This is a genomic window from Paenibacillus dendritiformis, assembly GCF_945605565.1.
GTDB classification, from domain to species: Bacteria; Bacillota; Bacilli; order Paenibacillales; family Paenibacillaceae; genus Paenibacillus_B; species Paenibacillus_B dendritiformis_A.
Map to the genome: position 1 here is coordinate 6034870 of NZ_OX216966.1, position 26163 is coordinate 6061032.

The following is a 26163-nucleotide window of genomic DNA, read 5'->3' on the forward strand; positions in this document are numbered from 1 at the left end:
CAGGCCATATATGAAATGGATAACCTGCACCCCGCCCCGGATTAGTTGACTCTTACAATGCGGTTCTCTACTTTTGGATGAATGACCTTGTTGTTCTCCAAGTATTCTTCTACGATGTCATAGAAGGTATAGCCGGTATCCAGCACCTGATCCTTCTTCAGCATCGAGTATCCGTCTCCGCCGGAGGTAATGAAGTCATTCGTCGCCACCTTGTACGTCTTCTCCGGGTCGAGCGGCAGCCCGCCGACCTTCACCTCGGTGACCCGTTCGCCAGCCGGCTTCTTCACGTCATAGACGAAGGACATGCCGCCTACCTGAAGGAAGGAGCCCGGCAGATCGTCGGTATTCTCCGCTCCTCTGACCGACACTTCCAACGCAGCCTTCAGATCGGCTCCGGTCGCCTCCACGATGGTCAGCGTATTCGGGAACGGCAGAATGGAGTAGAGATCCTTCTTCGTCATGTCTCCCGCCTGCTTGCTGGCACGGATGCCCCCGCCGTTGACCAGCGCCACATCGGCTTCATAGCCCTTAATCGTCTTCGTCTTGGCGATAAGCGCATCGGCAATGAAGTTACCCAGATTGGTCTCCTTCGCCCGGACCTGCGTCCGTTCGCCGTCCAAATCGACCTCCGTCTTGCCGACGACGGCCTTCATCGATTCCTCGACCTTGGCCACGACCTCTTGCACCAGCTTCTCGATCTCCGGATCCGCCTTCACGCTCTCGTCATACTCGACCAGCCCTCCGCTGAAGCCGACAAGCTCCTTGTTATAATAGAACAGATCGACACGGCCCAATGATTTGCCGTACTCCCAGTCCTGTACGATATAGGTGCCGTTCACGACTTCCGGCGTATGAAGCGGCGTATGGGAATGGCCGCCGATGATGAGGTCGATGCCCGAGACGTTCTTCGCGATCTCCCGGTCTTTGTCCACGCCGATATGCGAGACGATAATGACATGATCGGCTTCCTTCTTCATCTCCGGTACCAGCTCCCTGGCGATATCAACCGGATCCTTGAACGTCAGCCCCTTCACGTTGTTCGGATGCGTCACGATCGGCGTCTCTTCCGCGACGAAGCCGATGAAGGCGAACGTCTCGCCCCCTACCTCGGTCTGGAACGTCGGCACGAGCAAGTTGGTGCCGTCCGCCTTGAAGACGTTGGCGCTAATCATCGGATACTTCAGCTGATCGCGAAGCTTCAGCAGCTGCTCGTAGCCGAAATCAAATTCGTGGTTCCCGGCAGCCATCGCCGTGTAGCCGAGCGAATTGAGAATCGGAAGGATCGATTCTCCCTTGAACTGGTTCGTATAGATCGTGCCCTGGAACGTATCTCCCGCATCCATCAAGAGGAAATTCTTGTTCTCCTTCTCCCATTCCTTGATGAGCGTAGCGATTTTGGCGTAGCCGAACTCCTTGCCCTTTTGATCTTCCTGAATGTGGCCGTGCACATCATTCGTATGGGCAATCGTAATATGCTCCGTCAGCGCGGCTCCCAATGCTTCCGTAAATTGCTCGCGGGTGACTGAGGTGCCCGCAGGCAGCTCCAGCGCAACGCCCAGCTTCTGCGCAATCTCGGCCAGGCGTTCGGCGGAAGGCGCCTGTCTGTCATCGGCGCTCTCCTTCTCCGTAATCGCGCCCTGTCCGGCAGCCCAGTCAAGATAGCTCTGCGCCCAATAGCCCTTCTGCTCCGGAATCGCCGCCCCGGTGCCTCTCGCAATCAGCGCGACGGCTTCCCCCAACGACACAGGGCGCTCGAGTCGCAGATCCCCTTGCTCATAGCCTGCAATAATATGCTTCTGCTGCATCCATTCATTGTGCTCCACCGGATGGAGCGGAGCGGCAAAGGCCGATGCCGAGAACAGCATCCCCAATGCGCCGGTCACGAGAAATGAAGCCGCTTTCATTTGGAATCTCAAAAAATTCACTCTCCCTTTCATCTTGTTGATAGAATGACGACCAAAAGTGAACAAATGTAAATATACGAAATACTTTTTGTCAACTCATAGTATACATAGTTTATTTTTCGGCGGTCAAGATAAAGTTTCATGCCGAGATAGTAGAGAAAACATAGGATTTTCATAGATCATCGCTCCGCACAGAATGAACATTTGTAAAACCTATCGTTTCATATCGAATTGAAAACGAACTTTAGCCAAATTTCCGCCAGGCCATCCTTCCCCATTCGGAATTCATACTCCGTTCATATTCGTTGCTTAGGATGAAGGTGCATACATCGAACTGATCAGGAGGAATGCCGATATGAGTAACATGATATCCCGCGAGCAGTATGATCGTGCCGCGAGACTGCTGAACACCGAATGGCAACAGCATGTGTTCAACGGCCGCGCCGTTCCGAACTGGCTTGCCAGCGGGAACCGGTTCTGGTACCGCCGCGACGTGCGGCTTGGCAGTAAGAAGGGAACCGAGTACATCCTCGTCGATCCCGAGACGAACACCTCGAAGCCGGCCTTCGATCATGAACGCCTTGCTTCTTCCCTTAGCCAGGAGCTTGACCGGACGCTGGATCGCCATCATTTGAAGCTGGAGCGGCTGGAGCTGCCCGAGTCCTGCCATCTCATCCGCTTCGATATGGACGGGGAGCGCTGGGAATGCGATCTGTCCAGCTACCGGAGCACCCGCCTTCCGGCCCGGCCGCGGCCAGAGCCGTACGAACTGCCCTCTCCCGACGGGCAGTGGGGCGCCTACGCCGAGAAGCATAATCTGTTCGTCCGCCATCTCGAGAGCGGGGAAGTGCGGCAGCTCACCTTCGGCGGCGAGCCTTATTATGATTATGCAGGCAGTGTGGAGGCGATGAACCTGAATCTTCGCCCCGAGGGCAAGTCATTCCCGGCCGCCTTATGGTCGCCCGACTCCACGAAGCTCATGACGATGCGGCTCGATCAGCGTTCGCTCCGCGAGCTTCATCTGCTTCAACACGTGCCCCCTGCGACAAGCGGGGACCTGCGGCCTGTCCGGCATGCGATACGCTATGCTTGTCCGGGCGATCCCCATGTTCCGCTGGCCGACATCGTCATCTGCGATATAGAGCGGCAGGACAGCATCACCGTAGAGGCGCCCCGGATGATCCTGGGTTCCGACACTCCCTTCAGTCCGATGGCGCCGCAGGCCGGCTGGAGCAAAGACAGCAAGCAGATCTGCTATCTGTCCATGGCCCGCGATTACCGTTCGGCCAAGCTGATTGCCGCCGATGCGGAGACGGGATCGGCGCGAATCGCCGTCGAGGAACAGAGCGATACGTTCCTGTTCATCGATCTGTATCATTTCGGCAATCTGGACTTATACTTACGGCCGGATCCGAACTTCCGCCTGCTTCACGACGATACGGCCCTCTGGCTCTCGGAGCGCGACGGATACGCTCATCTGTATCTGTTCGACAGCCGCTCGGGACAGATCATCCGGCAGATGACGTCCGGCCAGTGGAACGTCCGGCGGCTGGCAGCCGTGGATGAGCGGCAGCAATGGGTCTATTTTACGGCCAGCGGCCGCGAACCGGGGCGCGATCCGTATTACCAGCACCTGTACCGCATCCGACTCGACGGGACGGGCTTGACGCTGCTGACGCCGGAGGATGCGGATCATAAGATCGCCTTCGCTCCGGATCTGAGCTGCTTCACGGACACGTATTCGCGCGTCGATCTGCCCCCGGTGTCCGTGCTGCGCCACAACGACGGCAGCCTTGTCCGGGAACTGGAGCGGGCCGATATCGAGCTGCTGCTGGAGCAAGGTTATCAGCTCCCGGAACGGTTCACGGTCAAGGCGGCGGATGGAGTTACGGATCTGTACGGCATTCTGGTCCCTCCCGCATCCTGCGAGCCGGGGCGGAAGTATCCGCTGATTGACTATTTCTATGGCGGGCCTCAGCTTCTCAATACGCCGAAATCATTCCTCTGGGAGTCCGCTATCGATTTCTCCGGCGGGGCCCAATCGTTCGCCCAGCTCGGGTTCGCAACCATCGTGATGGACGGAACGGGCACGCCTTACCGCTCCAAGGCGTTCCATGACGCGTCCGACGGCAGGCTGGAGCATGCGGCCGGATTGGCGGATCATGCCGCCGCCATCCCGCAGCTGGCCGAACAATTCCCGTTCATCGATCCGAAGCGCGTCGGCATCTGGGGCGTGTCCGGAGGCGGCTACGGCGCGGCCCGGGCGATCCTTGCCTATCCCGATGTCTATTCCGTCGCCGTCTCGGGGGCCGGCAATCACAACCAGCGGGCCTACATTACGGCATGGGGCGATCGCTTCCAGGGGCTGGCCGACAAGGAACATCCCGATCGGTATGCCCGTCAGGACAATGCCCAGCTGGCGGCCAATCTGAAGGGCAAGCTGCTGCTCGCGCACGGCGATATGGATGACAACGTTCATATGGCGCATACGATGCAGCTCGTCGACGCGCTGATCCGGGCGAACAAGGATTTCGATCTGCTCATCATGCCGAACGTCGGCCATAGCATTCAAATGAACCGCTATTTCATCCGGCGGAAATGGGACTATTTCGTGAAGCATCTGCTGGGAGCCGAACCGCCCGCCCAGTATGAGATTGCGCCGAAGGCGCAGCACTTGCCCGCAGAGGCCGCTCTGTCCATTCCCGACTAATCCAATGAAAATTAAATTGACAACCGCAGCAATCCTGTGTATGATTCTCACAAGACAATTTCATTTTCTTGACCTTATCAAGAGTGACTGAGGGAATAGGCCCTATGACGTCCGGCAACCTTACCCATTATGGTAAAAGGTGCTAAATCCTACAGAATGCACAGCATTCTGAGAGATAAGTGGTTCCTAGCGATGCAATGCAGCCTCTTTCTCTCATGAAAGAGGCTTTTTTTCATTCCGTAGATTAGAAGCCGGCCGGGCGAGACAATACAGCATGAATGTTGGAGTGTGAGAGAGATGATAGAGCTAAGGAATCTCGTCAAGGAGTACCGAAGCAAGACGGGAAGGTCGTCGGTGTCGATAGTGTCTCGCTGCATATAGAGAAAGGCGACATTTACGGCATCATCGGGCGAAGCGGAGCGGGCAAAAGCTCCCTGCTGCGCTGCATCAACCTGCTGGAGGAGCCGACTTCGGGCCGCATCCTCGTCGACGGCGTCGATCTGACCAAGCTGCAGGGCGAGCAGCTGCGGCAGGCCCGGTTGAAGATCGGCATGATCTTTCAACATTTTCACCTGATTCGATCCAAGACGGTGTATGAGAACATCGCCTTCGCGCTCAAGGCGAACCGGACATCCAAGGCGGACATCGAAGCGCGCGTGACCGAGCTGCTGGAGATGGTCGGCTTGTCCGACAAGTTCGACGTCTATCCGTCGCAGCTGAGCGGCGGCCAGAAGCAGCGGGTGGGCATCGCCAGGGCGCTCGCGAACGATCCGCATGTGCTCCTCTGCGATGAGGCGACATCGGCACTGGACCCGGAGACGACCCAGTCCATTCTCGACCTGCTGCAGAAGATCAATCGCGAATGGAAGCTGACGATCGTGCTGATTACCCATGAGATGGAAGTCGTCAAGGCAATCTGCGATCGGATGGCCGTCATGCAGAACGGCCGCGTCGTCGAGGAGGGGCCTGTCTATGATATCTTTTCGGATCCGAAGCATCCGATGACCCATTCCTTCATCAGCAGCCTGTTCCAATTCGAGCTGCCCGACCGCTTGCTCCGGAACAGCGCCGGCACCGTCGTCAAGATTCACTTCGTCGCGCCGCAGGCGGAGGAAGCCGTCATTACCGATATGCTCAAGAGATTCGACGTCCAAGGCAACATCCTGCATGGCAAAATCGAATATATCCATGATACGCCTCTCGGCATCCTCATCCTGGAGCTGAACGGCAATCCGTCCGAAGTGCAACGGGCCATGGATTATATCGCATCACGAACGCACCGACTGGAGGTAATCAGATAAGATGGACTCCCTCATACAGATCTTGCCCGATCTGTACAAGGCGTTTTTTCAGACCTTGTATATGGTGGGCATCTCATTAGTTGTCGCTTTAATTCTGGGTCTTCCTATTGGAATAATATTATTTGTAACGGATAAAGGACTGTTCCTGGAGAATCGCCTCACCCGCGTCATCCTCGGCTTCATCGTCAACATGATCCGATCGGTTCCTTTCATCATTCTGCTCGTGACGCTGCTCCCGGTAACGAAGCTTATTGCCGGCACTACGATCGGTCCGACGGCCGCATCCGTCTCCTTGTCGGTAGCCGCCATCCCGTTCTTCGCCCGGCTCGTCGAGACCGCGCTGCGCGAGATCGACAAGGGCGTCATCGAAGCGGCGGTGTCGATCGGAGCCACGCCCTGGATGATTATCAAGGATGTGCTGCTTCCCGAAGCGAAGCCCGGCATCGTGCAGGGGATCAACATTACCGCCATCAGTCTCGTGGCCTACTCGGCCATGGCCGGGACGGTCGGCGGAGGCGGCATCGGCGATCTGGCGATCCGGTTCGGCTATTACCGCTATGACAACACGGTCATGTTCACCACTGTCATCGTCCTGATCTGCCTCGTGCAGCTCATTCAATATGGCGGCGATTTCCTGGCCAAGAAGGTAGACAAGCGCTAACGCGAGGTTACAACATCATTTCACATATATGGAGGGTATCATCATGAAAAAGACAGCCATTCTTCTCTCGCTCATCCTGACGTTCGGCCTGCTGGCCGCCTGCGGCGATTCGTCCTCCAACGGGGACACTGCGAAGCAGGAAGAGAGCAAAACCTTAAAGTTCGGGGCCACCGCCGGCCCATACAGCGATATGCTGACGAAGGCGATCAAGCCGATCATGGAGAAAAAAGGCTACACGATCGAAATCGTCGAATTCGGGGATTATGTGCAGCCGAATCTGGCGCTCTCCAACGGCGATCTGGACGCGAACCTGTTCCAGCATAAAATCTATATGGATAACTTCGCCAAGGAAAACAAGCTGGAACTGACCGATCTCATCGTCGTGCCGACGGCGCCGATGGGCATCTACTCCTCGAAGTACAAGTCAGTCGACGAGATCGCCGACGGCAGCACCGTCGCTCTGGCCAATGATCCGACCAATCTGGCCCGTTCGCTGGGGCTGCTCCAGGACGCCGGCCTGCTGACGATGAAGGATGACATCGATCCGCTGCGCGTCTCGGAGAAGGACGTCAAGAACAATCCGAAGCAGCTCGTGCTGCAGCCGATCGAAGCCGGCCAGCTGCCGCGCGCCGTCGACAGCGCCGATATCTCCCTCGTGCCGGGCAACTTCGCCCTCGCGGCCAAGATGAATTTGCTCGATGCGCTGCAGTTGGAAAATATGCCGGACGACTACCGCAACCGGGTCGTCATCAACACGGCCGACAAGGACAAGGCCTTCGCGAAGGATCTGAAGGAAGCGGTCGAGTCGCCGGAATTCGAGCAGATTATCGATGAGCAGTTCCAGGGCTTCGGCAAGCCGGAGTGGATGCTGAACCGGAAATAAGTCCAAACCGTGGGGAGGGATAGGAAATGACAACGCTCGATCAGCCGCTGATCGTCAGAGGGGCTCCCGCCATCTACCGCTGCGAAGCCGGCATCTTGGAGAAGCTGGAGTCTCTGCTCCAGCCGTACGGCTGCCGCCGGGTGTGCGTCGTGCACGGCGAGCGCTCCTGGGAAGCCGCGGCTCCGTATTGGCCGCAGCAGACGGAGCTGACGCTTCTGCCGCTGGCGTACCGCGGCGAGTGCACGCTGGCGGAGGCTGGCCGGATCGCCCGCGAAGCGCGGGCGGCGCAGGCCGATATACTGCTCGGGCTCGGCGGCGGCAAAGTGATGGACCTCGTCAAGGCCGCAGGCATCGAAGCCGGACTCGACACGGTACTCGTGCCGACGCTCGCCTCGAACTGCGCGGCCTGGACGCCGCTCAGCGTGTTCTACGATGAACAGGGCCGCTTCACGCATTATACGCTTCATCCGAAGAGCCCGCTCATGGTGCTGGTCGATCCGCGAATCGCCCTGAGCGCGCCGGCCGCTTACCTGCGGGCCGGCATCGCCGACACGCTCGCGAAATGGTACGAGGCCGACGTGCTCGTCCGTCAGTGGAGCCGGCCGCCCGCGGCGGTGCAGATCGCTCATCTCACCGCCCGCCTGTGCCAGACCGCTCTGCTGGAGCACGGCCTGCAGAGCGTGCGGGATGCCGAGCGGCAGCAATTGACGGACGCGTTCACGCTCGCCGTGGAGACGATCATCATGACGGGCGGCACCGTCGGCGGCTTCGGCGACCATGCGGGACGGATCGCTGGAGCCCATTCGATCCATAACGGGTTGACGGCAGCCCCGGCGACGCATCACCTTCTGCACGGGGACAAGGTCGCCTATGGCATCCTTGTCCAGCTCGCGCTGGAGGGCAAGCTCGGCGAAGTCGAGCGGCTGCTGCCGTTCTACCGGGATATGGGGCTTCCCCGCTGCCTGTCCGATCTCGGGCTGTCCGCCTCGGATCGCGAGACGCTGGACCGCGTCGCCGCCGCATCGGTCCTTCCGCAGGAGTCGATTCATCTGATGAACCGGAAGGTGACGGCGGACGATGTGCGGCAGGCGATGCTGCAGTTGGAAGCCGTGACCGCCGGAACATCATAGCGATTGGAGGGCGGGGGCGCATGCTCCCGCTCTTTCTCTGCCTCGGCAATCACTTTTCTTAATCGCCTCGACAAAAAATTAGAAATATCACTTATCACCCGCTCGTTGTAAAATGGTGGAAAAAGGAGGGGTTGATTTGGTTAACGCAAGCTTGTCCGACCGTTTCGCACGCTTTGCGCGTCAAGAATGCGCAGGCTCCTGTGATCTGTACGAGCATCTGGCGCTGCGCATCGCCGCCGATGATGAATTGCTCCGGGTCGCCTCGCATGCAAGACCGGGTCAGCCGGTGCCGAACCTGCTCTTCGGCGCGGTTCAATACTTGCTGCTCTCCGGCGCCGATCACGAGCTGCGCCGCTACTATGACGGACTCGTCGAGGAGCCGGGAGACATCCGGCAATCGTTCCCGCCGTTCAAGGATTTCTGCCTCACATACGCTGACGGTATCGTGCCGCTCCTGAAGACCAAGATCGTACAGACGAACGAGGTCAGGCGCTGCGCCTATCTGTACCCGAGCTTCTGCCTCATCTACGAGAACATACGCAAACCGTTGGCGCTGATCGAGATCGGCACGAGCGCGGGACTGCAGCTGATATGGGATCAGTACGGGTACTCCTACGGATCCGGAGACGTGTACGGCAACCCGGCCGGAGAGGTCCGGATCGCGGCGGCCATCATCGGAGGCGGAGACACTGCCCCGCCGCTGCTGCCGCACAGTCCCCCTGTTACCGCCAGGATCGGCGTCGATCTGCATATCAACCGGCTGTCCGATCCGGAAGACCACCGATGGCTGCGGGCTTTGATCTGGCCCGGACACCGGGACAGAGTCGCGCTGTTCGACGATGCGGCCCGCTGCCTGACCGGACAGCCGGTGAAACTGATCGAGGGAGACGGGATCGAGCTGCTCCCGAGTCTCGCGGCCGGCATTCCCGACGACGCGGCCATCTGCGTCTTCCATACCCATGTCGCCAATCAGATGCCGCCGGAAGCGAAGCGGCGCCTGGAGCAGCAAATCAGGGAGATGGGCAGCAGACGCGATCTGTTCCACCTGTACAACAATATGTGGGACGCGAATCTGCATCTGGATAAATATATCGGCGGGGTTGAGCGCAGAACGGTGCTTGCCGAGACCGAAGGACACGGGCGATGGTTCCGCTGGATCGATCCCGGCATATAAAAAACCGAGCAGCGCCCTTCTTGACTGCCGTCCAATCGTATAGTAGTATTTCTAAATAAGACTAAAGGATGCCATTCAAGGAGGAGCTCTCCTCGCCTTGAACGTCCTTATCGAGAGGAGGTTGCCATCCGATGATCGAGGAATTGCGCAAGCTGGGCCTGTCCGAGCTGGAAGCAAGATGCTATCTGGCGCTGCATGCGGAGCCGAATATTTCAGGATATGAAGTGGCCAAAAAGGTCTCCGTCTCCCGCACCAACGTGTACGCCGCCCTGCGCTCCTTGACGGACAAAGGAGTATGCCGGGCGATCGAAGCCGACCCCGTCCTGTACGATGCCGTCCCGATCGAGCAGCTCGTCCGCATGCTTCAATCCGATTTCGAGCAGACCGCCCGCACGCTGGTGAAGCAACTGAAGTCTCCGCCGCAATCGGCGGCGTCCTTCTACAATTGGCAGGGCGACAACGCCATTCGCACCGCCATCCGGCGCCTCGCGGCCAATGCGGACAAGAGCATCGTCGTCGACATATGGGCCGAAGATGTCCATTGGGTCGAGGAACCGCTGCTGGAGGCGGAGCGAAGAGGCGTCTTCGTGACGCTGATCGTGATCGGGGAATGCGCCGTCCGCCTGAACCGCGTTCTGTTCCATCACCGGAGCGAGGCCTGGGACGCGTCGGAAGCGCGAAAGTTCTCGATTCTATGCGATTCCCGTTCCGCTCTGCTCGGCAGCTTCGGCAGCACCGTCAAGCTGTCCGCCCTGGAGACGAATCATCCCGCCGTCGTCGAGCTGCTGCTGAACGGGTTCTACCACGACGTCATTATGGAGCGGGTCGAGCAGGACTTCGGCCGCATGTTCACTGAACGCTACGGCGATCATTACGATGACATTATTCACCCTTACCGGAAATACTTAGATTAATTTTACGGAGTATTTCCTCTTTTTTTGGAGAAATTGTAGTAGTATTTATAAATACCTCTAAAATAAAAAACAATCTGACACAAGGAGAACTTACTATGAACAAAGTGTATGCACAGGCATCCCCGGCATTCGATGTCAGACGCTGGTGGGCCCTGGCCGTCTTATTGCTCGGCACGTTTATGGTTATCTTGGACTCGTTCATCGTCAATGTCGCAATCCCGACGATTCAGAGCCAGCTTCAGGCCAACGCTGCGCAAGTACAGTTCATCGTCGCAGCCTATGTGCTGTCCTACGCCGTGCTCCTCATTCCCGGCGCCCGGCTCGGGGATCGCTTCGGCCGCAAAAAGATGTTCATTGCCGGCATGCTTGTCTTCACCGCCGCCTCGGGACTGTGCGGCATGGCGACCAGCGCGGCGTTCCTTATCTTCGCCCGGGTACTCCAGGGTGTCGGGGCCGCCATGCTGATTCCTCAGGTGCTGACGATCATTCAAGTTATTTTCCCGCCCGAGGAGAAGGGCAAGGCGATCGGGTTCTACGGCGCGGTCAGCGGACTGGGACTTATCGCCGGACAGATTATCGGCGGCATCATTTTACATTGGAACGGCTGGGGATTGGGATGGCGTTCCGTCTTTCTCATCAACCTCCCTATCGGAATCGCAGCGGTGCTGTGCATAATTCCGCTGGTGCGGGATACGCGGGCGGAGGAGCAGAAGAGCATGGACGTGACCGGCATTGCGATCCTGACCTGCAGCCTGCTCCTCTTGATCTATCCCTTGGTCATCGGGCGGGAAGCCGGCTGGCCGCTGTGGGTATTCATCAGCTTCGCCGGAGCGGCGCTCAGTCTGCTCCTGCTGATGGTTCACGAAGCGGGACTGGCCAAGCGCGGGCGTCATCCGCTGATTCCCCCTGGCCTGTTCGCCGGGCGTGCCTTCACCCTGGGCGTGCTCGCGATATTGGCGTATCAAATCGGGAACAGCGGCTTCTTCCTCGTCGTCTCGCTGACGCTGCAGGACGGCTTGGCGCTGGCCGCGATGGATTCGGCGCTCGCCTTTGTTCCGATCGGCGCCGCCTTCTTCCTCGGGTCGCTATGGGGCCCCCGTTGGGCGCGAGACGGGCGGCCGGTTCTGGCCTGGGGCGCTCTCGCTCTGATGGCCGGCTATGCGGCCGTGCTCCTCGTGACGATGGCGGGGGGCGCCGAACTGTACTGGCAGCAGTTGATCGTTCCGTTCCTGCTCGTCGGGTTCGGCCAAGGGCTGGTCGGCGCTCCCCTGATGGGGACGATTATGTCCGCCGTCCGCCCGGAGCATGCCGGCTCCGCTTCCGGCATACTGAGCACCTGCATGCAGACCGCGAACGCGCTCGGCGTCGCTGTCATCGGCACCCTCTTCTTCTCGGCGCTCAGCCGGCACGAAGCAGGAAGCGGGGGAGCAGATGCGATCGTCCCGTATCTCGCCTCTTTCCAGGCGGCGCTGCTCTGCAGCCTCGGGCTGGCGCTCGTAACGCTGCTGCTCGTGACCGGGCTGCGCCGGGCCCAGCGAGCGCAAGCCGGAGACCCATTCTACGTAATGGCGGCTTGGCATGACTTGACATATAGACGCGTTGATGCGTATACTTCACACTGTAAGGAATTAACTTTGTAATGAGGTGGAAAGGAAAATGTTGCATTTATCGACTGTTCTTCAACGGGATTTGGCTTAAGACGGGATAGATCTGCCCATTTTTAGCTCTAAGCCAACCGAAGAACAGAAGATAAAGAACCGATTTCCTTTCATGCATATCGATCTGTATGGGTAAGGTGCGCGTTCGCCTTACCCATTTTTTGTATATTTTTTTCGCTTGCCGATACAATTGAAGACTGTCTTTATTTTGCTGTTCTCCCGGTTGGCTTCCTATCTTGAAGCGAATAAAGGAGAGAACCGATATGAGCATTGTCACGGTTGAACAACTGTCCCATACGTACGGGGACAAGAACGTATTTCACAATATTAGCTTCCGCCTCGTGCGGGGAGAGCATGCCGGACTGGTCGGCGGCAACGGCGCGGGCAAGTCCACGCTGCTCCGCATCCTGTCGGGCGAGCTGCTTCCCGATCGCGGCACCGTCGATTGGCTGCCGGGCATCCGCGCCGGATACCTGCAGCAGCATATCGATCTGCAGGCGGGAATGACCATTATCGAGTATTTGCGCAGCGCTTATGCGGAGCTATATGCGATGGAGGCCCGCATGAATCAGCTCGCGGCCCGGATGGCCGAGGCCGGGGACGATCTCGATTCCTTGTTGACTCGCTACGGCGAGCTGCAGCAGCAGCTGGAGCATTCCGGCTTCTATCTGATTGATACGAAGATCGAGGAGGTCGCTGCCGGACTGGGCATTCTCGCGCTTGGCCCGGATCGCGACGTGAGCGAGCTGAGCGGCGGCCAGCGCACGAAGCTGCTCTTGGGCAAGCTGCTGCTGGAGCAACCGGATGTCCTGCTGCTCGATGAGCCGACCAACTATTTGGATGACGTGCATATCGAGTGGCTTACCGGATATTTGACCCGGTATGAGCAGGCCTACCTCGCCGTCTCCCATGACGAGCGGTTTTTGAATGCGATCACGACGACGATTTTTCATTTGGAGCACCAGTCGATTCGGCGTTACCCCGGCAATTACGAGCAGTTCAAGCGCAGCTATGAATTGAACAAAGAGCAGCTGCAGGCCGCTTATGCGCGACAGCAGCGGGAGATCGAGCGGCTGGAGGACTTCATTCAGAAGAACCGCATCCGCAAGGCGAAGCAGGCCAAGAGCCGGGAAAAAATGCTGGAGCGGATGGAGCGGATCGACAGACCGTCCTCCGGGCCGCAGCCGCGCTTCGCCTTCCGGGTGCACGCCGATCCGGCGGGCACGGTCATCGAAGCAAGACGGCTTCAGATCGGCTATCGCGAGCCGTTGTTCGCTCCCGTCGATCTGACGGTGAAGCGCGGGGAGAAGATCGCCATCGTCGGCTACAACGGGATCGGCAAGTCGACGATGCTCAAGACCTTGCTCGGCCTTATTCCGGCGCTGGGCGGCAAGGTGCAATTCGGCGATCGCGTCAAGACGGCCTATTTCGCCCAAGAGGAGCAGCCTCCCGATCATAGCCCGCTGGAACATTTATCTGCATTGCGCCCGGATATGACGCTGAAGGACTTCCGGCGCCTGCTCGCCCAGTCCGGGCTGACCGAGAAGCATATCCGGAAGGCGATCCGTCTCCTGAGCGGCGGGGAGCAAGCCAAGGTTCGGCTGTGCGAGCTGATGCTGACCGACAGCAATGTGCTCGTGCTGGATGAGCCGACCAGCCATCTCGACGTCCGGGCGAAGGAGGCCTTTCAGGACGCGCTGCAGAAATATGCCGGCACGATCCTGCTCGTCTCCCATGAGCCGGACTTCTACGAGGATTGGGTCACCCAAGTATGGAATGTGCAGGAGTGGACGAAGAAATAACACGAGGGGCGCCGGCCATAGTTTTGCGCGTTACAGACCGGGCCGGGGCCCTTTGTCCCCTCAGCCGGCTTGCCCGCTGCCGAATCCTTCGTTAACGGGGCCGGCAGCAGGCAGCGAAAATAAACGATAACGTCAACCGCTTGCCATGCAACCGGTGGTTGAATAGGAGAATCAATAATCGATATGAATCATTTATATCTGCTTGAGATCGAGTTTGAATATAATGGACAGCAGCAGGCCATCACCCCGGTCCTGCTTCAGGATGGGAACGATACGATACTCGTCGACTGCGGGTATCCGGATTTCACGCATCTGCTTGAAGAAGCGGCCAACCGGGAGGGAATCCGTCTCGATTCGATGACGGCCTTGATCGTGACCCATCACGATATGGACCACATCGGCTCGCTGGCCGCATTGAAGCGGGCATACCCGCGCATCAGAATCGTCGCGCATGAGCTGGAACAGCCGTACATCGAAGGCGAGCGCAAGCCGCTGCGACAGCAGCAGGCAGAATCCACGATCGACGACTTGCTGGAGGAAGCCAAGCCGGATGCGGAGCAGTTCATTCGCTTCCTGCAGTCGATCGAGCCGGCCCAGGTCGATCGGGCGGCGGCCCACGGAGAACGGCTGCCCTGGTGCGGCGGCATCGACATTGTCCATACCCCCGGGCACACGTCCGGACATATCTCGCTGTATCTGCCCGCGAGCAAGACGCTCATCGCGGGAGACGCTGTCGTCATCGAAGACGGACAATTGAATATCGCCAATCCCCAGCATGCGTGGGATTTGAAGGAGGCCGTCCGCTCCGTCCAGCGCCTGCTCGACTACGACATTGAGCGAATCATTTGCTACCATGGGGGCCTATTCCGCGGCGATGCCCAGCAGGCGCTCCGGCAGCTCGTTCATGCCTATACGTCTTGAGCAGGAACGAATTCCGGGCGGAATTCAATGCTTCGGCCGGACGATGATCATTTCATAATGGAGGGGATGTTATGGAGTATATTCGTCCCGTATGAAACATGGGTAGCCGCGCCCTCATACAACCTGCTCGGAAGACTGGACAACCATCGTTAGAATGGCATCACATCCCCATGTTAAAAGGGGCTGTCTCATAAGCAGTTTTTAGCTGCAGCGAGACAGCTCACCTTACTTCTCACAGCGAAGTGGCTGAAAAAACTGTGAATATGCAGTTTTCCATGGTGACGTGTACACCGTTACAGGAGTTCCTGCAAAACGGCATCAATTTCAGACTATTCAATAGATCAAAGACAAAAAGCGATGAAAATAATGTACTTTTGCAGGAACTTCATCAAATAGCGCCTCAAATAACGAAAATTGCTGTATTAACGCAGGATTTCACTGCCTCATCCATCTTCTGTCGCTTTGCCCGCCGCCGTTTTCCCGCATCCACATTCTCTGTTGACCCGTTACCTCAATCATTATGCAATGCCTATGAGACACCCTCTTGCTTGTTGCTTGCGCCCGGCTTCTAACGGCGGGCTATGATGAGGAAGCGCGCCGAATTGGTCTGAATGCCCCGCTCCGTCCGGTTCAACGCGACGAACCGCTCGAAACGTTCGGCATCCCCTTCGACTTCTCCGAAGCAGGGGATGATCGGGGTATGCTTCAGCAGGAACAGCAGATCCTCTGCCGCCCGCATATATTCGACCGCATCGTATTCCTCACAATGAATCTCGGTGAAGCCTGCCTCCTTCAACTGCTCGGCGCAGCGGCACATCAGCGTTCCGTTCGGCTCGCCATAGGCCTGGCCGCGTCCGAACGCCTCCTTCACATTCCATTTGTCGCGCTCGCTCACCTGCTGCGTGACGAATACGCCGCCTTCCGTCAGCACCCGGGCCACTTCCCCGGCGTGGAATGGAGCATGGCGGCAAATGACGGCGTCGAACAGCCCGTCAGGGAACGTCAACTCTTCCGCATCCATGCATGCAAAGCGGACATGGCACGCGGACGAGCGGGCCGCATGACGCCGAGCTGTCTCAATCATGTCCGGCGAACGGTCGATCCCGATGGCCAGCCTCACGGCTTCCGCCAGCGGCAATAACGCCTCTCCTCCGCCGGTGCCGATATCAAGCAGCACATCGGCCGGCTTGCATAATTCCGTTACCTTCGCACCATAATCCCAAGCCGTGCCTTCGGTGACCGAACGCACAGACCGGAAATCCCAGCCGTTGATCGCTCCAATCCGGTCATAAAAAGCTTTTTCATCAAATGCAATCATCGTTCATTCTCCTTCCAATGGATATCGCCTGACAGGTAAATGCTCTGCTCCAATCGCTCCGGTTCCGGGTCCCAAGGGCAGACTGATCCCTTGATGGCTGGCACGCGTATTAACCCAGCCCGGAGACTATCTACCTCGAACGATTCGAAACGGCATTCCCATCACCCCGTTGGAAAGATATAATCAAATTATACGCATTCCGTAAGCACTTCAACAAGCGACATTATCAAGCGGCATCATCAAGAGGATACATTCAAGAGGTATTCAATCAAGAGGGGTTCATTAAAGCCCAACCTACCAATGGAAAGGAGAACGTCCATGCGATCAATCGAGCACGAGACCTAACAACCTTGCCCTTATGCCCGAGGTCCGCCGGATCGTATCCGTATAGAGTGACATTCGATTTGCGGAATAACGAACTGGAGGGACCTGGATATGATGACAAAAGACAAGCAATTTCAATGGTGGATAGAACAAGCGAATCAGCCGTTCTCGGGATGGGATTTCTCGTATATTTCCGGAACGGGCCGCATGAGCAGCGACTGCTTGGACTGGTCGTACGGCAGCATGGCCATTCCGCTAATGCAGGGCGCGCAATCGATGCTGGATATGGGAACCGGCGGCGGCGAGCTTCTATCAAGACTGAGACCATGGCCGAAATCCGTCTGCGCCACGGAAGGCTATCCGCCGAATCTGCCCGTCGCCAAGGAACGGTTGGAGCCGCTGGGCGTGACGGTCCTCCCGGTGGAGGATGACGAGCATCTCCCCTTCGAGACCGGCCAATTCGACCTCGTGCTGAACCAGCACGAATCCTATTCGCCGCGGGAGGTGCGGCGGGTACTCGCCGATGGCGGCTTCTTCTTCACCCAGCAAGCGGGCGGCAGCGATTGCTTCGAGATCAACGAACGGTTCAGAGTGCCGCTGAATGAAGAATTTGCGGAATGGAAGCTAGACATCGCCGCGCGGGAAGCGCAGGAGCATCGCTTCGAGGTCGTGAAGCAAGCGGAGCAATTCCTGAGCCAACGCTTCTATGATGTCGGCGCGCTAGTCTACTATTTGAAGGCCATTCCGTGGCAGATCCCCGATTTTGAGGTGGAAAAATATAGAGAAGAGCTTAACGGCATTCATCAGCTTATTGAGCGGCAAGGCTATTTCGAGGTGACGCAGCACCGGTTCTACTTGGTAGCCAAAGCGTTGTCCTAGTCCGGCCGCAACAGTGGCGCATCACACAAGGCCAGCCAGAATATCTGGCTGGCCCTTTTTTACGAATCCGATCCTGGCTCCCGCTCCAAATCCATCCCGAATAGATCCTTGAAGCCTTGCTTGCCGGCCGCCGTAACCGTGACGGCCCTTGTCCCCGTCAGACGTTGAATCCAGCGAAGCTCTAACCATTTATCCAGAAGGGCATGGCCCAGCGCGCCCGCCAGATGATGGCGCCGCTCGCTCCAATCGAGACAGCAATGGCTGAAAGAGCGCCGCTTGGCCCGGGTTCGCCCCAGATCGATGCCCACATCCGCCAAAAATTGCTCGCCGTTAGCCGTAACGGCGAATTCCTTCTCTCCCTTAATCAGGAGCCCTCTCGCCAGCAGCCCCTCCGTTACCTGTACCCCTGCAAATCCGGCCAGGTGATCATAGCAGGTTCTTGCATACCGAACCGCCTTGTCCTCCACCGATTGCTTGAGAGACGAAATGACAGGAGGCGGGGCGATAGACAGCATCGTCTCCATAACATGGGCCACTTCTTGATTCCGGATGCCGTAATAACGGTGCCGCCCATGCTTCTCTACACGGACGACATCCGCTTCCGACAGCTTGGCCAGGTGGAAGCTGGCCGTCTGCGGCTTAATGCCCGCCATATAGGCCAGTTCGCTCGCGGGATGGAAGCGGCCGTCCAGCAGCGCGGTCAATATGGCCGCCCGCGACGGCTCGCTGACAAGCGAAGCGATGATAGCGACGTTCGCATTGGCTTTCACAATGATCTCCCCTTTGCATTCCATATTTCGATGATAATTGAAATATTGCTATTTTACAATAAATACGAATGACAAAGCCAAAGGAGAATACAAACATGAACCAAGCGAAATCTGTCGCCAAGACCAAAGTTATCCGCCCGAAAATTTTATATTACGGGATGCCTGTCATCTTGCTGAACACATTGAATGAAGACGGAACGGTCAATATTAGCCCGATGTCCTCGTCCTGGGCCTTGGGAGATTCGATTGTCTTGGGAATCGGTCCCGGATCGAAGGCGCTCGAGAATGTGCAGCGTCATCCCGAGTGCGTCATCAATGTCCCCGGTCCGGATCTGTGGAAGCAGGTCGAGAAACTGGCTCCTTACACCGGGCGAAGCCCTGTCCCTGACTTTAAGAAACAGATGGGATTCACGTATCACAAAGACAAGTTCGAACTGAGCGGGTTGACTCCCGTTCCTTCAATGGCCGTGCAGCCGACACGAATTGCGGAGTGCCCGCTTCAGATCGAGGCTCAAATCCGGCATATTCGGATCTCGGACAGCGCGCTGCCGTTCGCCATCGTCGAGACGCAGGCGATTCAGGTGCATGCTCACGAGGAGATGATTATCGGAGAGCATCATATCAACCCGAATCAGTGGAGCCCCCTCATTTATAATTTCCGCCACTACTTCGGTCTTGGCCCTGCGCTGGGCAAGACGTTCAAGTCGGAGACCTAAGCGGAACCGACCGAGCCGGCGTCTTGGAACAACGATGAAGGCACGGACAGCCTTGCGGATCTTTCTGTCGACAACCGGCCGACATCAAGTATGATTAATGTATCGATACGATATATCTACTCGATATATTATTGTGCATGGCGAAGGGATGTCGGCAGATGCTGGAATATATTATTTTGGGCCTTCTGATGGAAGGCCCGATGAGCGGATATGAGATGAAGAAGACCATTGACAGCTCGGTTGGCCTGTTCTACCGGGCGAGCTACGGCAGCCTCTATCCCGCGTTGAAGCGGTTGGCGGATAAGGGGCTCCTGTCGGCAGCCGAGGCCGAAGGCGGCAGGAACAAAAAAGAATATACGCTGCTTCCCGCAGAGAAGGAACAGTTTGTGAACTGGCTGACCGAGCCGCTTCCCGTCTCCCGCAATGAAGTGCTGCTTCGCATTTTCTTTTACGATTACTTGGATGAAGACACGCGGCTAGCGCGCCTGGCCGAGTACGAGAACAAGCTTGAATCCGAGATGAGGCGGCTTCAGGGCGTGCAGGAGATTGTAGCGGGGGAACTGGAGCAGATTGAACACCCGGAGACCTACTATTACCGCGTGTCCGTGCTCACCTATGGATTGCATTATTTCGGAATGGAGAAGAAGTGGATGCAAGTCATTAAGCAGCGGGGGGAAATGAAACCATGACTTTACCAGACACAGAATCATTTTCGAAGAAGCGCCCGGTATTGACGGTCGTGTTGGTGCAGCTGCTATCATTGCTTGTCGTCTTCGCCGCCGGAGCGTATGCCACGATCAAGCAGCTTCCTTATACATCAGCGGTGATGATCGCCTTCATTCCGATTGCGCTTGCGCTGCTCTGTTACATGACAATCAAAAAGAGATGGGCGCACTACGGGTTCCGCTCGCCCTCCACTCTTCATGCCCGAGACTGGATCGACTACGTCCCTTTGCTTGTCGTGCTTGTCATTCTCAGCATCAAAAACTTTCATGACATTTCGCTATCCGAAGCCGGCTTTTTCCTGCTCTTCACGCTGCTCATCGCCTTCGTGGAGGAGATGATATACAGAGGATTGATTCTGAGGACCCTTATCCGCAAAAACGCCGCCGCAGCCGTGATCACATCCAGCGTTCTCTTCTCCTTGACCCATATGATCAATATGCTGTCGGGACAGAATGCGGCGGACACCGTTAAGCAGTTGGTCTATGCGCTGCTGGTCGGCTTCGTGCTCGCCCTGCTGATGGTGAAGCATCACAATATCTATCCGTTGATTCTGTTTCACTTCGTTCATAACTTTATTGAGTTCATCGGGAACGAGAGCAACCTAATCCATGCTTCCCTCGTTTTCCTCGTACTGGGCGCGCATTGTGTCTGGCTGCTGATCAGTGCAAGAACTTCCGCCCCCAAGACAACCGCTTCGCTCTGAACCTCATCGCCCGAACAACCTCCGCATGGACACGGTCTTCTCCGTATTTATGCGGTTTTTTACATATTCCTGTCCCTCCCGGGAAGACTAATTCAAAAATCGGGAAAGGCTGGGATAAGTACATGATGGAGGAAACCTGGGTCGTCATCGTTCGATCCATAATCGCCTTCTTCAGCCTCGTGATCTATACACGGCTATTAGGCAAGCAGCAAATGGGGTCCCTCTCCTACTTCGACTACATTAACGGCATCACGATCGGGTCATTGGCAGGGACGTTGGCGACCGATCTGTCATCGAAGGGCTGGCTGCATTTTATCGGACTTACCGTGTTCGTAATCATTACGTTTCTATTCCAGATTTGGACATTGAAAAGCCGATTTTTCTCCAAAGTGATAGATTCCGAACCGACCGTAGTGATTCAGCATGGCAAAATTTTAGAACAGAACTTAAAGAAAATGCGTATCCGCTTCGATGAAATCATGATGCTGCTGCGCGAGAAAGATACATTCGATATCACCAAGGTCGAATACGCTATCCTGGAGCCGAACGGGGGACTCTCCGTCTTGCTCAAATCCGAAGAGCAGCCGTTGACGCCGAAAGATCTGAATCGGACGGTCACGCCTGCCCGCATGATGACGGACGTCGTGCATGAAGGCAAAATTTTGACCAATAACCTCCAACGGAGGAATAAGACGACGAAATGGCTTCATCATGAACTCAAGAAGCAAGGGGTCGAAAATATCAAGCAAGTCAGCTTTGCCGCCATCCTGCCAGACGACACGCTATATGTTGACTTGTACAAAGATAATCTGTCCAATGAAACGGATAACCGCGAATAGTTCATAGCGAGGTGAGCAGCATGCAAATGAGAAAATGGCTGATGTTGGCCTTGGCCGCTCTTCTTCTCGTATTTTTCGGCGCCGTCCTCGGCTCGGGCAATTTTTTGAAGCAGCCGCTGGGCAAAGAGGACCGGCTTCTTGAAGCGGTCCAGTCCATAGAACAGCATATTGAGAAGAAGAATTGGAAGCAGGCCAAGGACAAAGTCGAATACGCCTCCAATGCATGGAGACGTATTGTCAATCGGATTCAATACAGCGTCGAACGCGAATACATGTACGATATTTCCGGCATCCTCAGCCGCATCCGGGGAGGAATCGTAGCCAAGGACGATGCCGCGGTCATGGAAGAAGTTTATTTTTTCTACGAGCTATGGGACAATCTCGGACGCTAACTCACGCACTCCCGCGTCAATGCTTCATACATCCGCTCCAGCGCCGCGACCCCTTGCTCCTCCGCTGCCTTGGCGGCCTTCAGGAGAGCCTCCGCCTCGCTTGCGCTGGCCGGATCGTTAGGCTCTCCGCCCTGCGGGAAGGGGAACAGCCGCTGCAGCCCGCGGAGCGCTTCCGCCACGGCTCCATAATGCTTCGCCGCTTCTGCGCCAAGCCGGCGGAGCGCTTCCTCCCGCTCGGAATCCCCCGTCCATCGTTCCGGGAACGACTCCAGGAAGCGAACCCCGAACTCGCGGGCGCAGCAGACGACCGCCGTATTATACGCATTGCCGAACGGATCAACGGTCCGGTGGCGGAAGGCCTCCATCCAGGCGTCATAGCCCGCCAGGCCGTGCTTGTATTCCGCCGACAAGGACGGCGCCTGTCCCCGCGCGAATTCAATTATCGACCGCAGTCCCTTCGTCCACGCCTCCAGCGGATCGACGTCATGACTGTCCGTAACCCGCAGCATATAGACGAACTTCATCGGCAGCTCGTTCAGCTTCGTGTAAGGAAGCGCCCCATCCTGCCGCGGATCGCGGCAGTACAGCTCCTGCTTCTCATCGTCATAGCCGTAGATCAGCCCGAACTCCGGCACGAACAGACTCCAACCGATAACCGGCAACCCCCGATCGATGCTCGCTTGGGCGAACTCGATCGCTTCCCTTAGCTGCTCGGGCGTTGCGGGCGTAGAGAAGCCGTGCAGCGGCTCCGTCGCGAAGCCCAACAGATGAAGGCCATCCTCCAGCAGCTGTTCGGGATCGAACATCGTGGGACCGGCCGCGTTCACATCCCCCGGATGAATATTAATGCGGAAGGCATGTCCCGACACCCCCATGACATCGGTCAGTGTATAGTGCTCCTTCTTGTCGGTGTACGGCAGCAGCGCATAGATCGCCTGCGCGGCGGAGGTCCATGTCATCGTCCAATCGTTGCAAGTTGTGGTCATTTTTCCGTGCTCCCCTCGGATTATATTCGCAGTGGCGTGGCCAATACGCGGCGCGTCTGCCGTCCGGCCTGCTTCTTCTCGGAGGCATAGTCTCGAAAATAAACCCGGATGCGCTCGCGCTGCACTTTGGTCCGCGATCGGGACAGTGCCGTATAGACCGAACCGGGACTTGTATCGAACAAGCGGGCGATCTCGGATGGCGGAAGCTGGCGGAACACATGCGCTTCGAACATTTGTCTTTCCCTGGCCGTCAAGCAGGACAGCAGCTCCCGGATCTGCTCCATCAGCTCGCGCCGAAGCAGCCACGCCTGCGGGTCCTGCATCTCGCGCGGGGGCGCGGTGCAGAGCCGGTGCAGCACCCGGTCCAGTTCCGAATCCTCCGCGGGCCGCCTTGGGGCCAAGCTCGACCAGGGCCGTTCTTTGCCATATGGGCCTCCCCGCCGCAGCTTCATATTGGCCTGATTGCGCACGATGCGCTGCAGCCAATATTGGAAGCGGGACGCTTCCAGCAGCGTCTCCAGCCGCAGGAACGCATTCAGCAGCGCTTCCTGCACGATATCCTCCGCCAATTGGTCATCGCGGGCCATGGAGCAGGCCCATCCCAGCGCCCGCTCCCGGTGCCGCCGCACCAATTCGCCGAACGCTTCCCGGCTGCCCGCGCGGGCGGCCTCTACCAGCTCCTCGTCGCGTTGCGGACGCTCCGCTTCCTCCTCATCCATTCCGGCATCCGGCCTCCACTCCGCCCTATGCATATACGCTTCCCCTCCTCCTCAGGAACCAAGACAGCCGCACTCCGTAAGAGCCACTTATACAAGATGCCGCCCGGCCCGAAAATCTTACCGGCCGAAATCAAAATATATGAAAATTACTATGGAACAGCCTCTTCTTCTCTTCATTTTAAATAAAAAAACAGCAGCAATCGACAGATAATGTACTGAATTTGCAGATTTATGAATAAAAATGTAGACGAATTGACCCGTGTATGATATCACTAACATAAGGTGAAATAGGTGAATATTAGGAGGAAATGATGAGTTTTCGAGCACAATTTCTGCGAACGTTAATCATCAGCTTCTTTGCCATGCTGATGGTTGTCCTCATCGTATTGTTCCCGCGCGACCTCGATATCCAAATGGATAGTTACCGGATGAACGTCAACTATGACTTTAGTTGGGCAAAGTACGGGAACAATATCAAAGGCTTTTTTGCCAATCTCATCGAGAAGGGAAGCCTCGGCATCGATCGCTACAACCTGCCGATCGTAACAGTCGTGCTGACTTCCGTGGCCAAAAGCCTTGCCGTCATCGTCACGGCGCTTATTCTTAGCTTCGGACTCGGCGTGCTGAAGGGAATTATGGACTACAAGCTGTCACGGACGAAGTGGAGCTTCTTCGGCAACTGGACGACCTGGCTTTTTCAATCGCTGCCCGATTTTCTGGTGCTGCTGCTGATCCAGTGGTATGTCATCCGCTATCTGCCGTTTATCCGAATTTTCTCGCCGGATCAATGGTATTCCTTTCTTCTGGCTGCCGTGCTGGTATCGATATATCCGACGATGTATATCGCACGCATCACGAGCGCTTCCATCGCGGATCAGGACGGCAAAATGTACATAATGGTAGCCCGTGCCAAAGGCTTGACCCAGCGTCTCATTTTTTACAAGCATGTCTTCTATAACAGCTTCGGCACGATATTGACACATCTCTCCTCCCTCTTCGTCTATGTATTGTCCAATCTGCTGATGGTCGAGTACTTCACGAACTTCCCGGGAGCGGCCTATCGATTATTTCTTGCCATCGATTACAGCGTGAACTTCGGAACCGGCCCCAATTATGAGCCCGGTGTCATCATCGGCATCGCCTTCTTCTTCATGATCATGGTGCTTATCGTCCAATGGATCAGTCTGGCGGCAAGAAGACATTTCGAAGCGAGGTAAGGAAGGAGAACGACATGAAAAATATTACATTGTGGATCGGAGCCGCGATGCTGGCCATACTCGTATTCTTTATGTTTTTCGGCCCCGAGCTTCCCTTTGTCGACAAAGAATTGCAAGAAGTGAAGCACCGCTTCAACGAGAATAACCGGCTGCAGCTGCCGCCTTATCCGCCTTCGGCGCTCAATCCGCTAGGCTCGGACAAGAGCGGCGTCGACCTGCTGAGCAAGCTGATTCTCGGCACGAAATCGACCATTCTCATCGTATTGACGATTACGACGGTGCGCTATTTGATTGCGATCCCCCTTGGGCTGATGGCGCGGCGCAAAAAAGGAATCGCGCATTTTATCGTAAACAGCTTGAATCAGGTATTCTCTTTTTTGCCGTCGATCTTTTCGGCGGTGCTGTTGGTGAGCGTCCCTTTTATCCAAAACTCGGGCAATCGGCTGTGGTGGGTCATCTTTTTCGTGGCCGTCATCGAGGCGGGCCGCGTCGCCCATATCGTTCAGGAGCATACGCATAAGTTGTCGCGGGAGCTGTATGTCGAGGCGGGCAACAGTCTTGGTTTGAGTCCCTGGCGGATGTCCAAAAGCTACTATATGCCGGCGATCCTTCCTGAATTGATTGTCAACTTCTGTCTCGATATGGGCAAAGTGATGCTGATTATCGGCCAGATGGGCGTATTGAGCATCTTCCTGACCCATCAATGGATCGAGGTCAATTATTTCACGCCGAAGTTTTTGAACACCAGCCTGGACTGGGCCTCGCTGCTCGCTGAGCACCGGGCCGAAATCTATGTGAACAAATTCGGCTTCATTTTCTATCCGGCGGCCGCGATCGCCTTCGCCATTCTCACCTTCAATATTTTGGGTGAGGGGCTGCGCCGCCATTTCAACCGCCGCATGAACGTATTGCTGTAACCCGCTCATAGCTTGAGGGCAGATACCAGCGCAGCCTGCCGGCTGCGGCTTGGCGTCTGCCCTCTCTCCGTTAGGCTGCCGCTCCCGCTTCACCTCTGCTGCATATGCGCATCTCCACTCCTCCGCATATGCAGGCCTAACATCGCCTGCGCCTCCTCGACCTCGCCTGCGTCCTACCGCAGCAGGATCGACGAGATGGGTCGATTGCTCCATGAACTGGCAGCCGGTCCATCCTCCTTCCGTCACCACGCGGCCTGCGGCATGCTCCCATCCATTGGCCGAGGGCCATCCCGCCGCCCCGCCGGACCAACTCCTCCTTCAAGCGCAGCACCTTCTCCACGCTGGTTCCGCATACGGACCTACACCGGCCCCCGCCGCGCCACCAATCCTGCAAAATTACAGTATTGTTTTTTGGGGCAGGCGCACTCGACGCCAATCCTGCAAAAACTACATCATTTTTCCTGAAGCCCCCACGATCCCCCCGTTTTTTCACGAAATTGATGCACCTGCACAGGAATTTCTTCTTTTCATCACCGAAACAGCTAAAAATACTGCACTTTTGCAGCTTTCGCCCCTCATCGCTACCACCACGCTCCTGT

The 26163-nt window shown here is 56.9% G+C and carries 23 protein-coding genes, 2 pseudogenes and 1 riboswitch; of the genes and pseudogenes, 20 read left to right on the forward strand and 5 right to left on the reverse strand.

The window, feature by feature from the left end; translation table 11 throughout:
• Positions 1-41: 41 nt before the first annotated feature.
• Entirely contained in the window at positions 42-1904 is a 1863-nt protein-coding gene (locus tag NNL35_RS27140) for a bifunctional metallophosphatase/5'-nucleotidase (protein WP_006676574.1), read from the reverse strand.
• A 355-nt stretch (positions 1905-2259) separates the two neighbouring features.
• On the opposite strand from NNL35_RS27140, the gene NNL35_RS27145 reads away from it, so the two are divergent.
• From NNL35_RS27145 to NNL35_RS27195, 12 genes and pseudogenes are all read left to right on the forward strand, one after another.
• Positions 2260-4614 (forward strand): S9 family peptidase, encoded by a 2355-nt coding sequence (locus NNL35_RS27145; RefSeq protein WP_006676573.1) that lies wholly within the window; start codon positions 2260-2262, stop codon positions 4612-4614.
• 71 nt (positions 4615-4685) lie between these two features.
• Positions 4686-4796: riboswitch (SAM riboswitch) on the forward strand.
• A 115-nt stretch (positions 4797-4911) separates the two neighbouring features.
• Positions 4912-5915 (forward strand): annotated as a pseudogene (locus tag NNL35_RS27150) (methionine ABC transporter ATP-binding protein).
• A gap of 1 nt (position 5916) precedes the next feature.
• On the forward strand, positions 5917-6576 hold the full coding sequence (locus NNL35_RS27155) for a methionine ABC transporter permease (protein ID WP_006676571.1): 660 nt from the start codon (positions 5917-5919) through the stop codon (positions 6574-6576).
• 43 nt (positions 6577-6619) lie between these two features.
• Entirely contained in the window at positions 6620-7459 is an 840-nt protein-coding gene (locus tag NNL35_RS27160; RefSeq protein WP_006676570.1) for a MetQ/NlpA family ABC transporter substrate-binding protein, read from the forward strand.
• Positions 7460-7485: 26 nt separating this feature from the next.
• Positions 7486-8589 (forward strand): iron-containing alcohol dehydrogenase family protein, encoded by a 1104-nt coding sequence (locus NNL35_RS27165; protein WP_006676569.1) that lies wholly within the window; start codon positions 7486-7488, stop codon positions 8587-8589.
• Positions 8590-8701: 112 nt separating this feature from the next.
• Complete coding sequence (locus NNL35_RS27170; RefSeq protein WP_050979397.1) at positions 8702-9763, forward strand: DUF2332 domain-containing protein; 1062 nt, start codon at positions 8702-8704, stop codon at positions 9761-9763.
• 131 nt (positions 9764-9894) lie between these two features.
• Positions 9895-10677 carry a TrmB family transcriptional regulator gene (locus NNL35_RS27175; RefSeq protein ID WP_006676567.1) on the forward strand — a complete coding sequence of 261 codons (783 nt, stop codon included), beginning with the start codon at positions 9895-9897 and terminating at the stop codon, positions 10675-10677.
• Between the two features lie 95 nt (positions 10678-10772).
• On the forward strand, positions 10773-12317 hold the full coding sequence (locus tag NNL35_RS27180; protein ID WP_006676566.1) for an MFS transporter: 1545 nt from the start codon (positions 10773-10775) through the stop codon (positions 12315-12317).
• 281 nt (positions 12318-12598) lie between these two features.
• Positions 12599-13156 (forward strand): annotated as a pseudogene (locus NNL35_RS30835) (ATP-binding cassette domain-containing protein); the annotation flags it as partial.
• A 24-nt stretch (positions 13157-13180) separates the two neighbouring features.
• Positions 13181-14137 carry an ABC-F family ATP-binding cassette domain-containing protein gene (locus tag NNL35_RS30840; RefSeq protein ID WP_476703981.1) on the forward strand — a complete coding sequence of 319 codons (957 nt, stop codon included), beginning with the start codon at positions 13181-13183 and terminating at the stop codon, positions 14135-14137.
• A gap of 183 nt (positions 14138-14320) precedes the next feature.
• A complete protein-coding gene (locus NNL35_RS27190) occupies positions 14321-15058 on the forward strand; it encodes an MBL fold metallo-hydrolase (RefSeq protein WP_006676564.1) in 738 nt (245 codons plus the stop codon).
• A gap of 242 nt (positions 15059-15300) precedes the next feature.
• Positions 15301-15630: a hypothetical protein gene (locus NNL35_RS27195; RefSeq protein ID WP_254553920.1), complete on the forward strand. Its 330-nt coding sequence runs from the start codon at positions 15301-15303 to the stop codon at positions 15628-15630.
• Here NNL35_RS27195 and NNL35_RS27200 read toward each other — a convergent pair.
• Positions 15627-16376, reverse strand: coding sequence for a class I SAM-dependent methyltransferase (locus NNL35_RS27200; protein ID WP_006676563.1), 750 nt, complete (start codon positions 16374-16376; stop codon positions 15627-15629). The genes NNL35_RS27195 and NNL35_RS27200 overlap by 4 nt on opposite strands.
• A 438-nt stretch (positions 16377-16814) precedes the next feature.
• Here NNL35_RS27200 and NNL35_RS27205 point away from each other — a divergent pair, with 438 nt between their 5' ends.
• On the forward strand, positions 16815-17579 hold the full coding sequence (locus NNL35_RS27205) for a class I SAM-dependent methyltransferase (protein ID WP_006676562.1): 765 nt from the start codon (positions 16815-16817) through the stop codon (positions 17577-17579).
• A gap of 59 nt (positions 17580-17638) precedes the next feature.
• On the opposite strand, the gene NNL35_RS27210 is transcribed toward NNL35_RS27205, so the two are convergent.
• A complete protein-coding gene (locus NNL35_RS27210) occupies positions 17639-18349 on the reverse strand; it encodes an ArsR/SmtB family transcription factor (protein WP_040731007.1) in 711 nt (236 codons plus the stop codon).
• Positions 18350-18444: 95 nt separating this feature from the next.
• Between NNL35_RS27210 and NNL35_RS27215 the strand changes: the two genes are divergently transcribed.
• The 5 genes from NNL35_RS27215 (at position 18445) to NNL35_RS27235 (ending at position 21725) form a co-directional block, all read left to right on the forward strand.
• Positions 18445-19065: a flavin reductase family protein gene (locus tag NNL35_RS27215; protein ID WP_006676560.1), complete on the forward strand. Its 621-nt coding sequence runs from the start codon at positions 18445-18447 to the stop codon at positions 19063-19065.
• Positions 19066-19223: 158 nt separating this feature from the next.
• Positions 19224-19754 (forward strand): PadR family transcriptional regulator, encoded by a 531-nt coding sequence (locus NNL35_RS27220; protein WP_006676559.1) that lies wholly within the window; start codon positions 19224-19226, stop codon positions 19752-19754.
• Complete coding sequence (locus NNL35_RS27225) at positions 19751-20494, forward strand: CPBP family intramembrane glutamic endopeptidase (protein WP_006676558.1); 744 nt, start codon at positions 19751-19753, stop codon at positions 20492-20494. The genes NNL35_RS27220 and NNL35_RS27225 overlap by 4 nt, the downstream gene beginning before the upstream one ends.
• A 122-nt stretch (positions 20495-20616) precedes the next feature.
• A complete protein-coding gene (locus NNL35_RS27230) occupies positions 20617-21333 on the forward strand; it encodes a DUF421 domain-containing protein (RefSeq protein WP_050979396.1) in 717 nt (238 codons plus the stop codon).
• Positions 21334-21359: 26 nt separating this feature from the next.
• Complete coding sequence (locus NNL35_RS27235) at positions 21360-21725, forward strand: DUF4363 family protein (protein ID WP_006676556.1); 366 nt, start codon at positions 21360-21362, stop codon at positions 21723-21725.
• On the opposite strand, the gene NNL35_RS27240 is transcribed toward NNL35_RS27235, so the two are convergent.
• Entirely contained in the window at positions 21722-22711 is a 990-nt protein-coding gene (locus NNL35_RS27240) for a hypothetical protein (RefSeq protein ID WP_040731000.1), read from the reverse strand. The two genes, NNL35_RS27235 and NNL35_RS27240, sit on opposite strands and share 4 nt — an antisense overlap.
• A 20-nt stretch (positions 22712-22731) precedes the next feature.
• Positions 22732-23463: an RNA polymerase sigma factor gene (locus NNL35_RS27245; RefSeq protein ID WP_050979395.1), complete on the reverse strand. Its 732-nt coding sequence runs from the start codon at positions 23461-23463 to the stop codon at positions 22732-22734.
• Between the two features lie 278 nt (positions 23464-23741).
• Here NNL35_RS27245 and NNL35_RS27250 point away from each other — a divergent pair, with 278 nt between their 5' ends.
• Both NNL35_RS27250 and NNL35_RS27255 read left to right on the forward strand, forming a co-directional pair.
• A complete protein-coding gene (locus NNL35_RS27250; protein ID WP_006676555.1) occupies positions 23742-24647 on the forward strand; it encodes an ABC transporter permease subunit in 906 nt (301 codons plus the stop codon).
• A 14-nt stretch (positions 24648-24661) separates the two neighbouring features.
• A complete protein-coding gene (locus tag NNL35_RS27255) occupies positions 24662-25564 on the forward strand; it encodes an ABC transporter permease (protein ID WP_006676554.1) in 903 nt (300 codons plus the stop codon).
• The last annotated feature ends 599 nt before the right edge of the window (positions 25565-26163 follow it).

What these genes read in the sequence shown, in the direction of transcription:
- NNL35_RS27255 (WP_006676554.1), top strand. Translation starts at nt 24,662, where the DNA reads ATGAAAAATATTACATTGTGGATCGGAGCCGCGATGCTGGCCATACTC.
- NNL35_RS27235 (WP_006676556.1), top strand. Translation starts at nt 21,360, where the DNA reads ATGAGAAAATGGCTGATGTTGGCCTTGGCCGCTCTTCTTCTCGTATTT.
- NNL35_RS27180 (WP_006676566.1), top strand. Translation starts at nt 10,773, where the DNA reads ATGAACAAAGTGTATGCACAGGCATCCCCGGCATTCGATGTCAGACGC.
- NNL35_RS27155 (WP_006676571.1), top strand. Translation starts at nt 5,917, where the DNA reads ATGGACTCCCTCATACAGATCTTGCCCGATCTGTACAAGGCGTTTTTT.
- NNL35_RS27160 (WP_006676570.1), top strand. Translation starts at nt 6,620, where the DNA reads ATGAAAAAGACAGCCATTCTTCTCTCGCTCATCCTGACGTTCGGCCTG.
- NNL35_RS27205 (WP_006676562.1), top strand. Translation starts at nt 16,815, where the DNA reads ATGACAAAAGACAAGCAATTTCAATGGTGGATAGAACAAGCGAATCAG.
- NNL35_RS27175 (WP_006676567.1), top strand. Translation starts at nt 9,895, where the DNA reads ATGATCGAGGAATTGCGCAAGCTGGGCCTGTCCGAGCTGGAAGCAAGA.
- NNL35_RS27225 (WP_006676558.1), top strand. Translation starts at nt 19,751, where the DNA reads ATGACTTTACCAGACACAGAATCATTTTCGAAGAAGCGCCCGGTATTG.
- NNL35_RS27165 (WP_006676569.1), top strand. Translation starts at nt 7,486, where the DNA reads ATGACAACGCTCGATCAGCCGCTGATCGTCAGAGGGGCTCCCGCCATC.
- NNL35_RS27230 (WP_050979396.1), top strand. Translation starts at nt 20,617, where the DNA reads ATGATGGAGGAAACCTGGGTCGTCATCGTTCGATCCATAATCGCCTTC.
- NNL35_RS27215 (WP_006676560.1), top strand. Translation starts at nt 18,445, where the DNA reads ATGAACCAAGCGAAATCTGTCGCCAAGACCAAAGTTATCCGCCCGAAA.
- NNL35_RS27245 (WP_050979395.1), bottom strand. Translation starts at nt 23,463, where the DNA reads ATGCATAGGGCGGAGTGGAGGCCGGATGCCGGAATGGATGAGGAGGAA.
- NNL35_RS27140 (WP_006676574.1), bottom strand. Translation starts at nt 1,904, where the DNA reads ATGAAAGCGGCTTCATTTCTCGTGACCGGCGCATTGGGGATGCTGTTC.
- NNL35_RS27170 (WP_050979397.1), top strand. Translation starts at nt 8,702, where the DNA reads ATGGTGGAAAAAGGAGGGGTTGATTTGGTTAACGCAAGCTTGTCCGAC.
- NNL35_RS27240 (WP_040731000.1), bottom strand. Translation starts at nt 22,711, where the DNA reads ATGACCACAACTTGCAACGATTGGACGATGACATGGACCTCCGCCGCG.
- NNL35_RS27200 (WP_006676563.1), bottom strand. Translation starts at nt 16,376, where the DNA reads ATGATTGCATTTGATGAAAAAGCTTTTTATGACCGGATTGGAGCGATC.
- NNL35_RS27220 (WP_006676559.1), top strand. Translation starts at nt 19,224, where the DNA reads ATGCTGGAATATATTATTTTGGGCCTTCTGATGGAAGGCCCGATGAGC.
- NNL35_RS27190 (WP_006676564.1), top strand. Translation starts at nt 14,321, where the DNA reads ATGAATCATTTATATCTGCTTGAGATCGAGTTTGAATATAATGGACAG.
- NNL35_RS27250 (WP_006676555.1), top strand. Translation starts at nt 23,742, where the DNA reads ATGAGTTTTCGAGCACAATTTCTGCGAACGTTAATCATCAGCTTCTTT.
- NNL35_RS27145 (WP_006676573.1), top strand. Translation starts at nt 2,260, where the DNA reads ATGAGTAACATGATATCCCGCGAGCAGTATGATCGTGCCGCGAGACTG.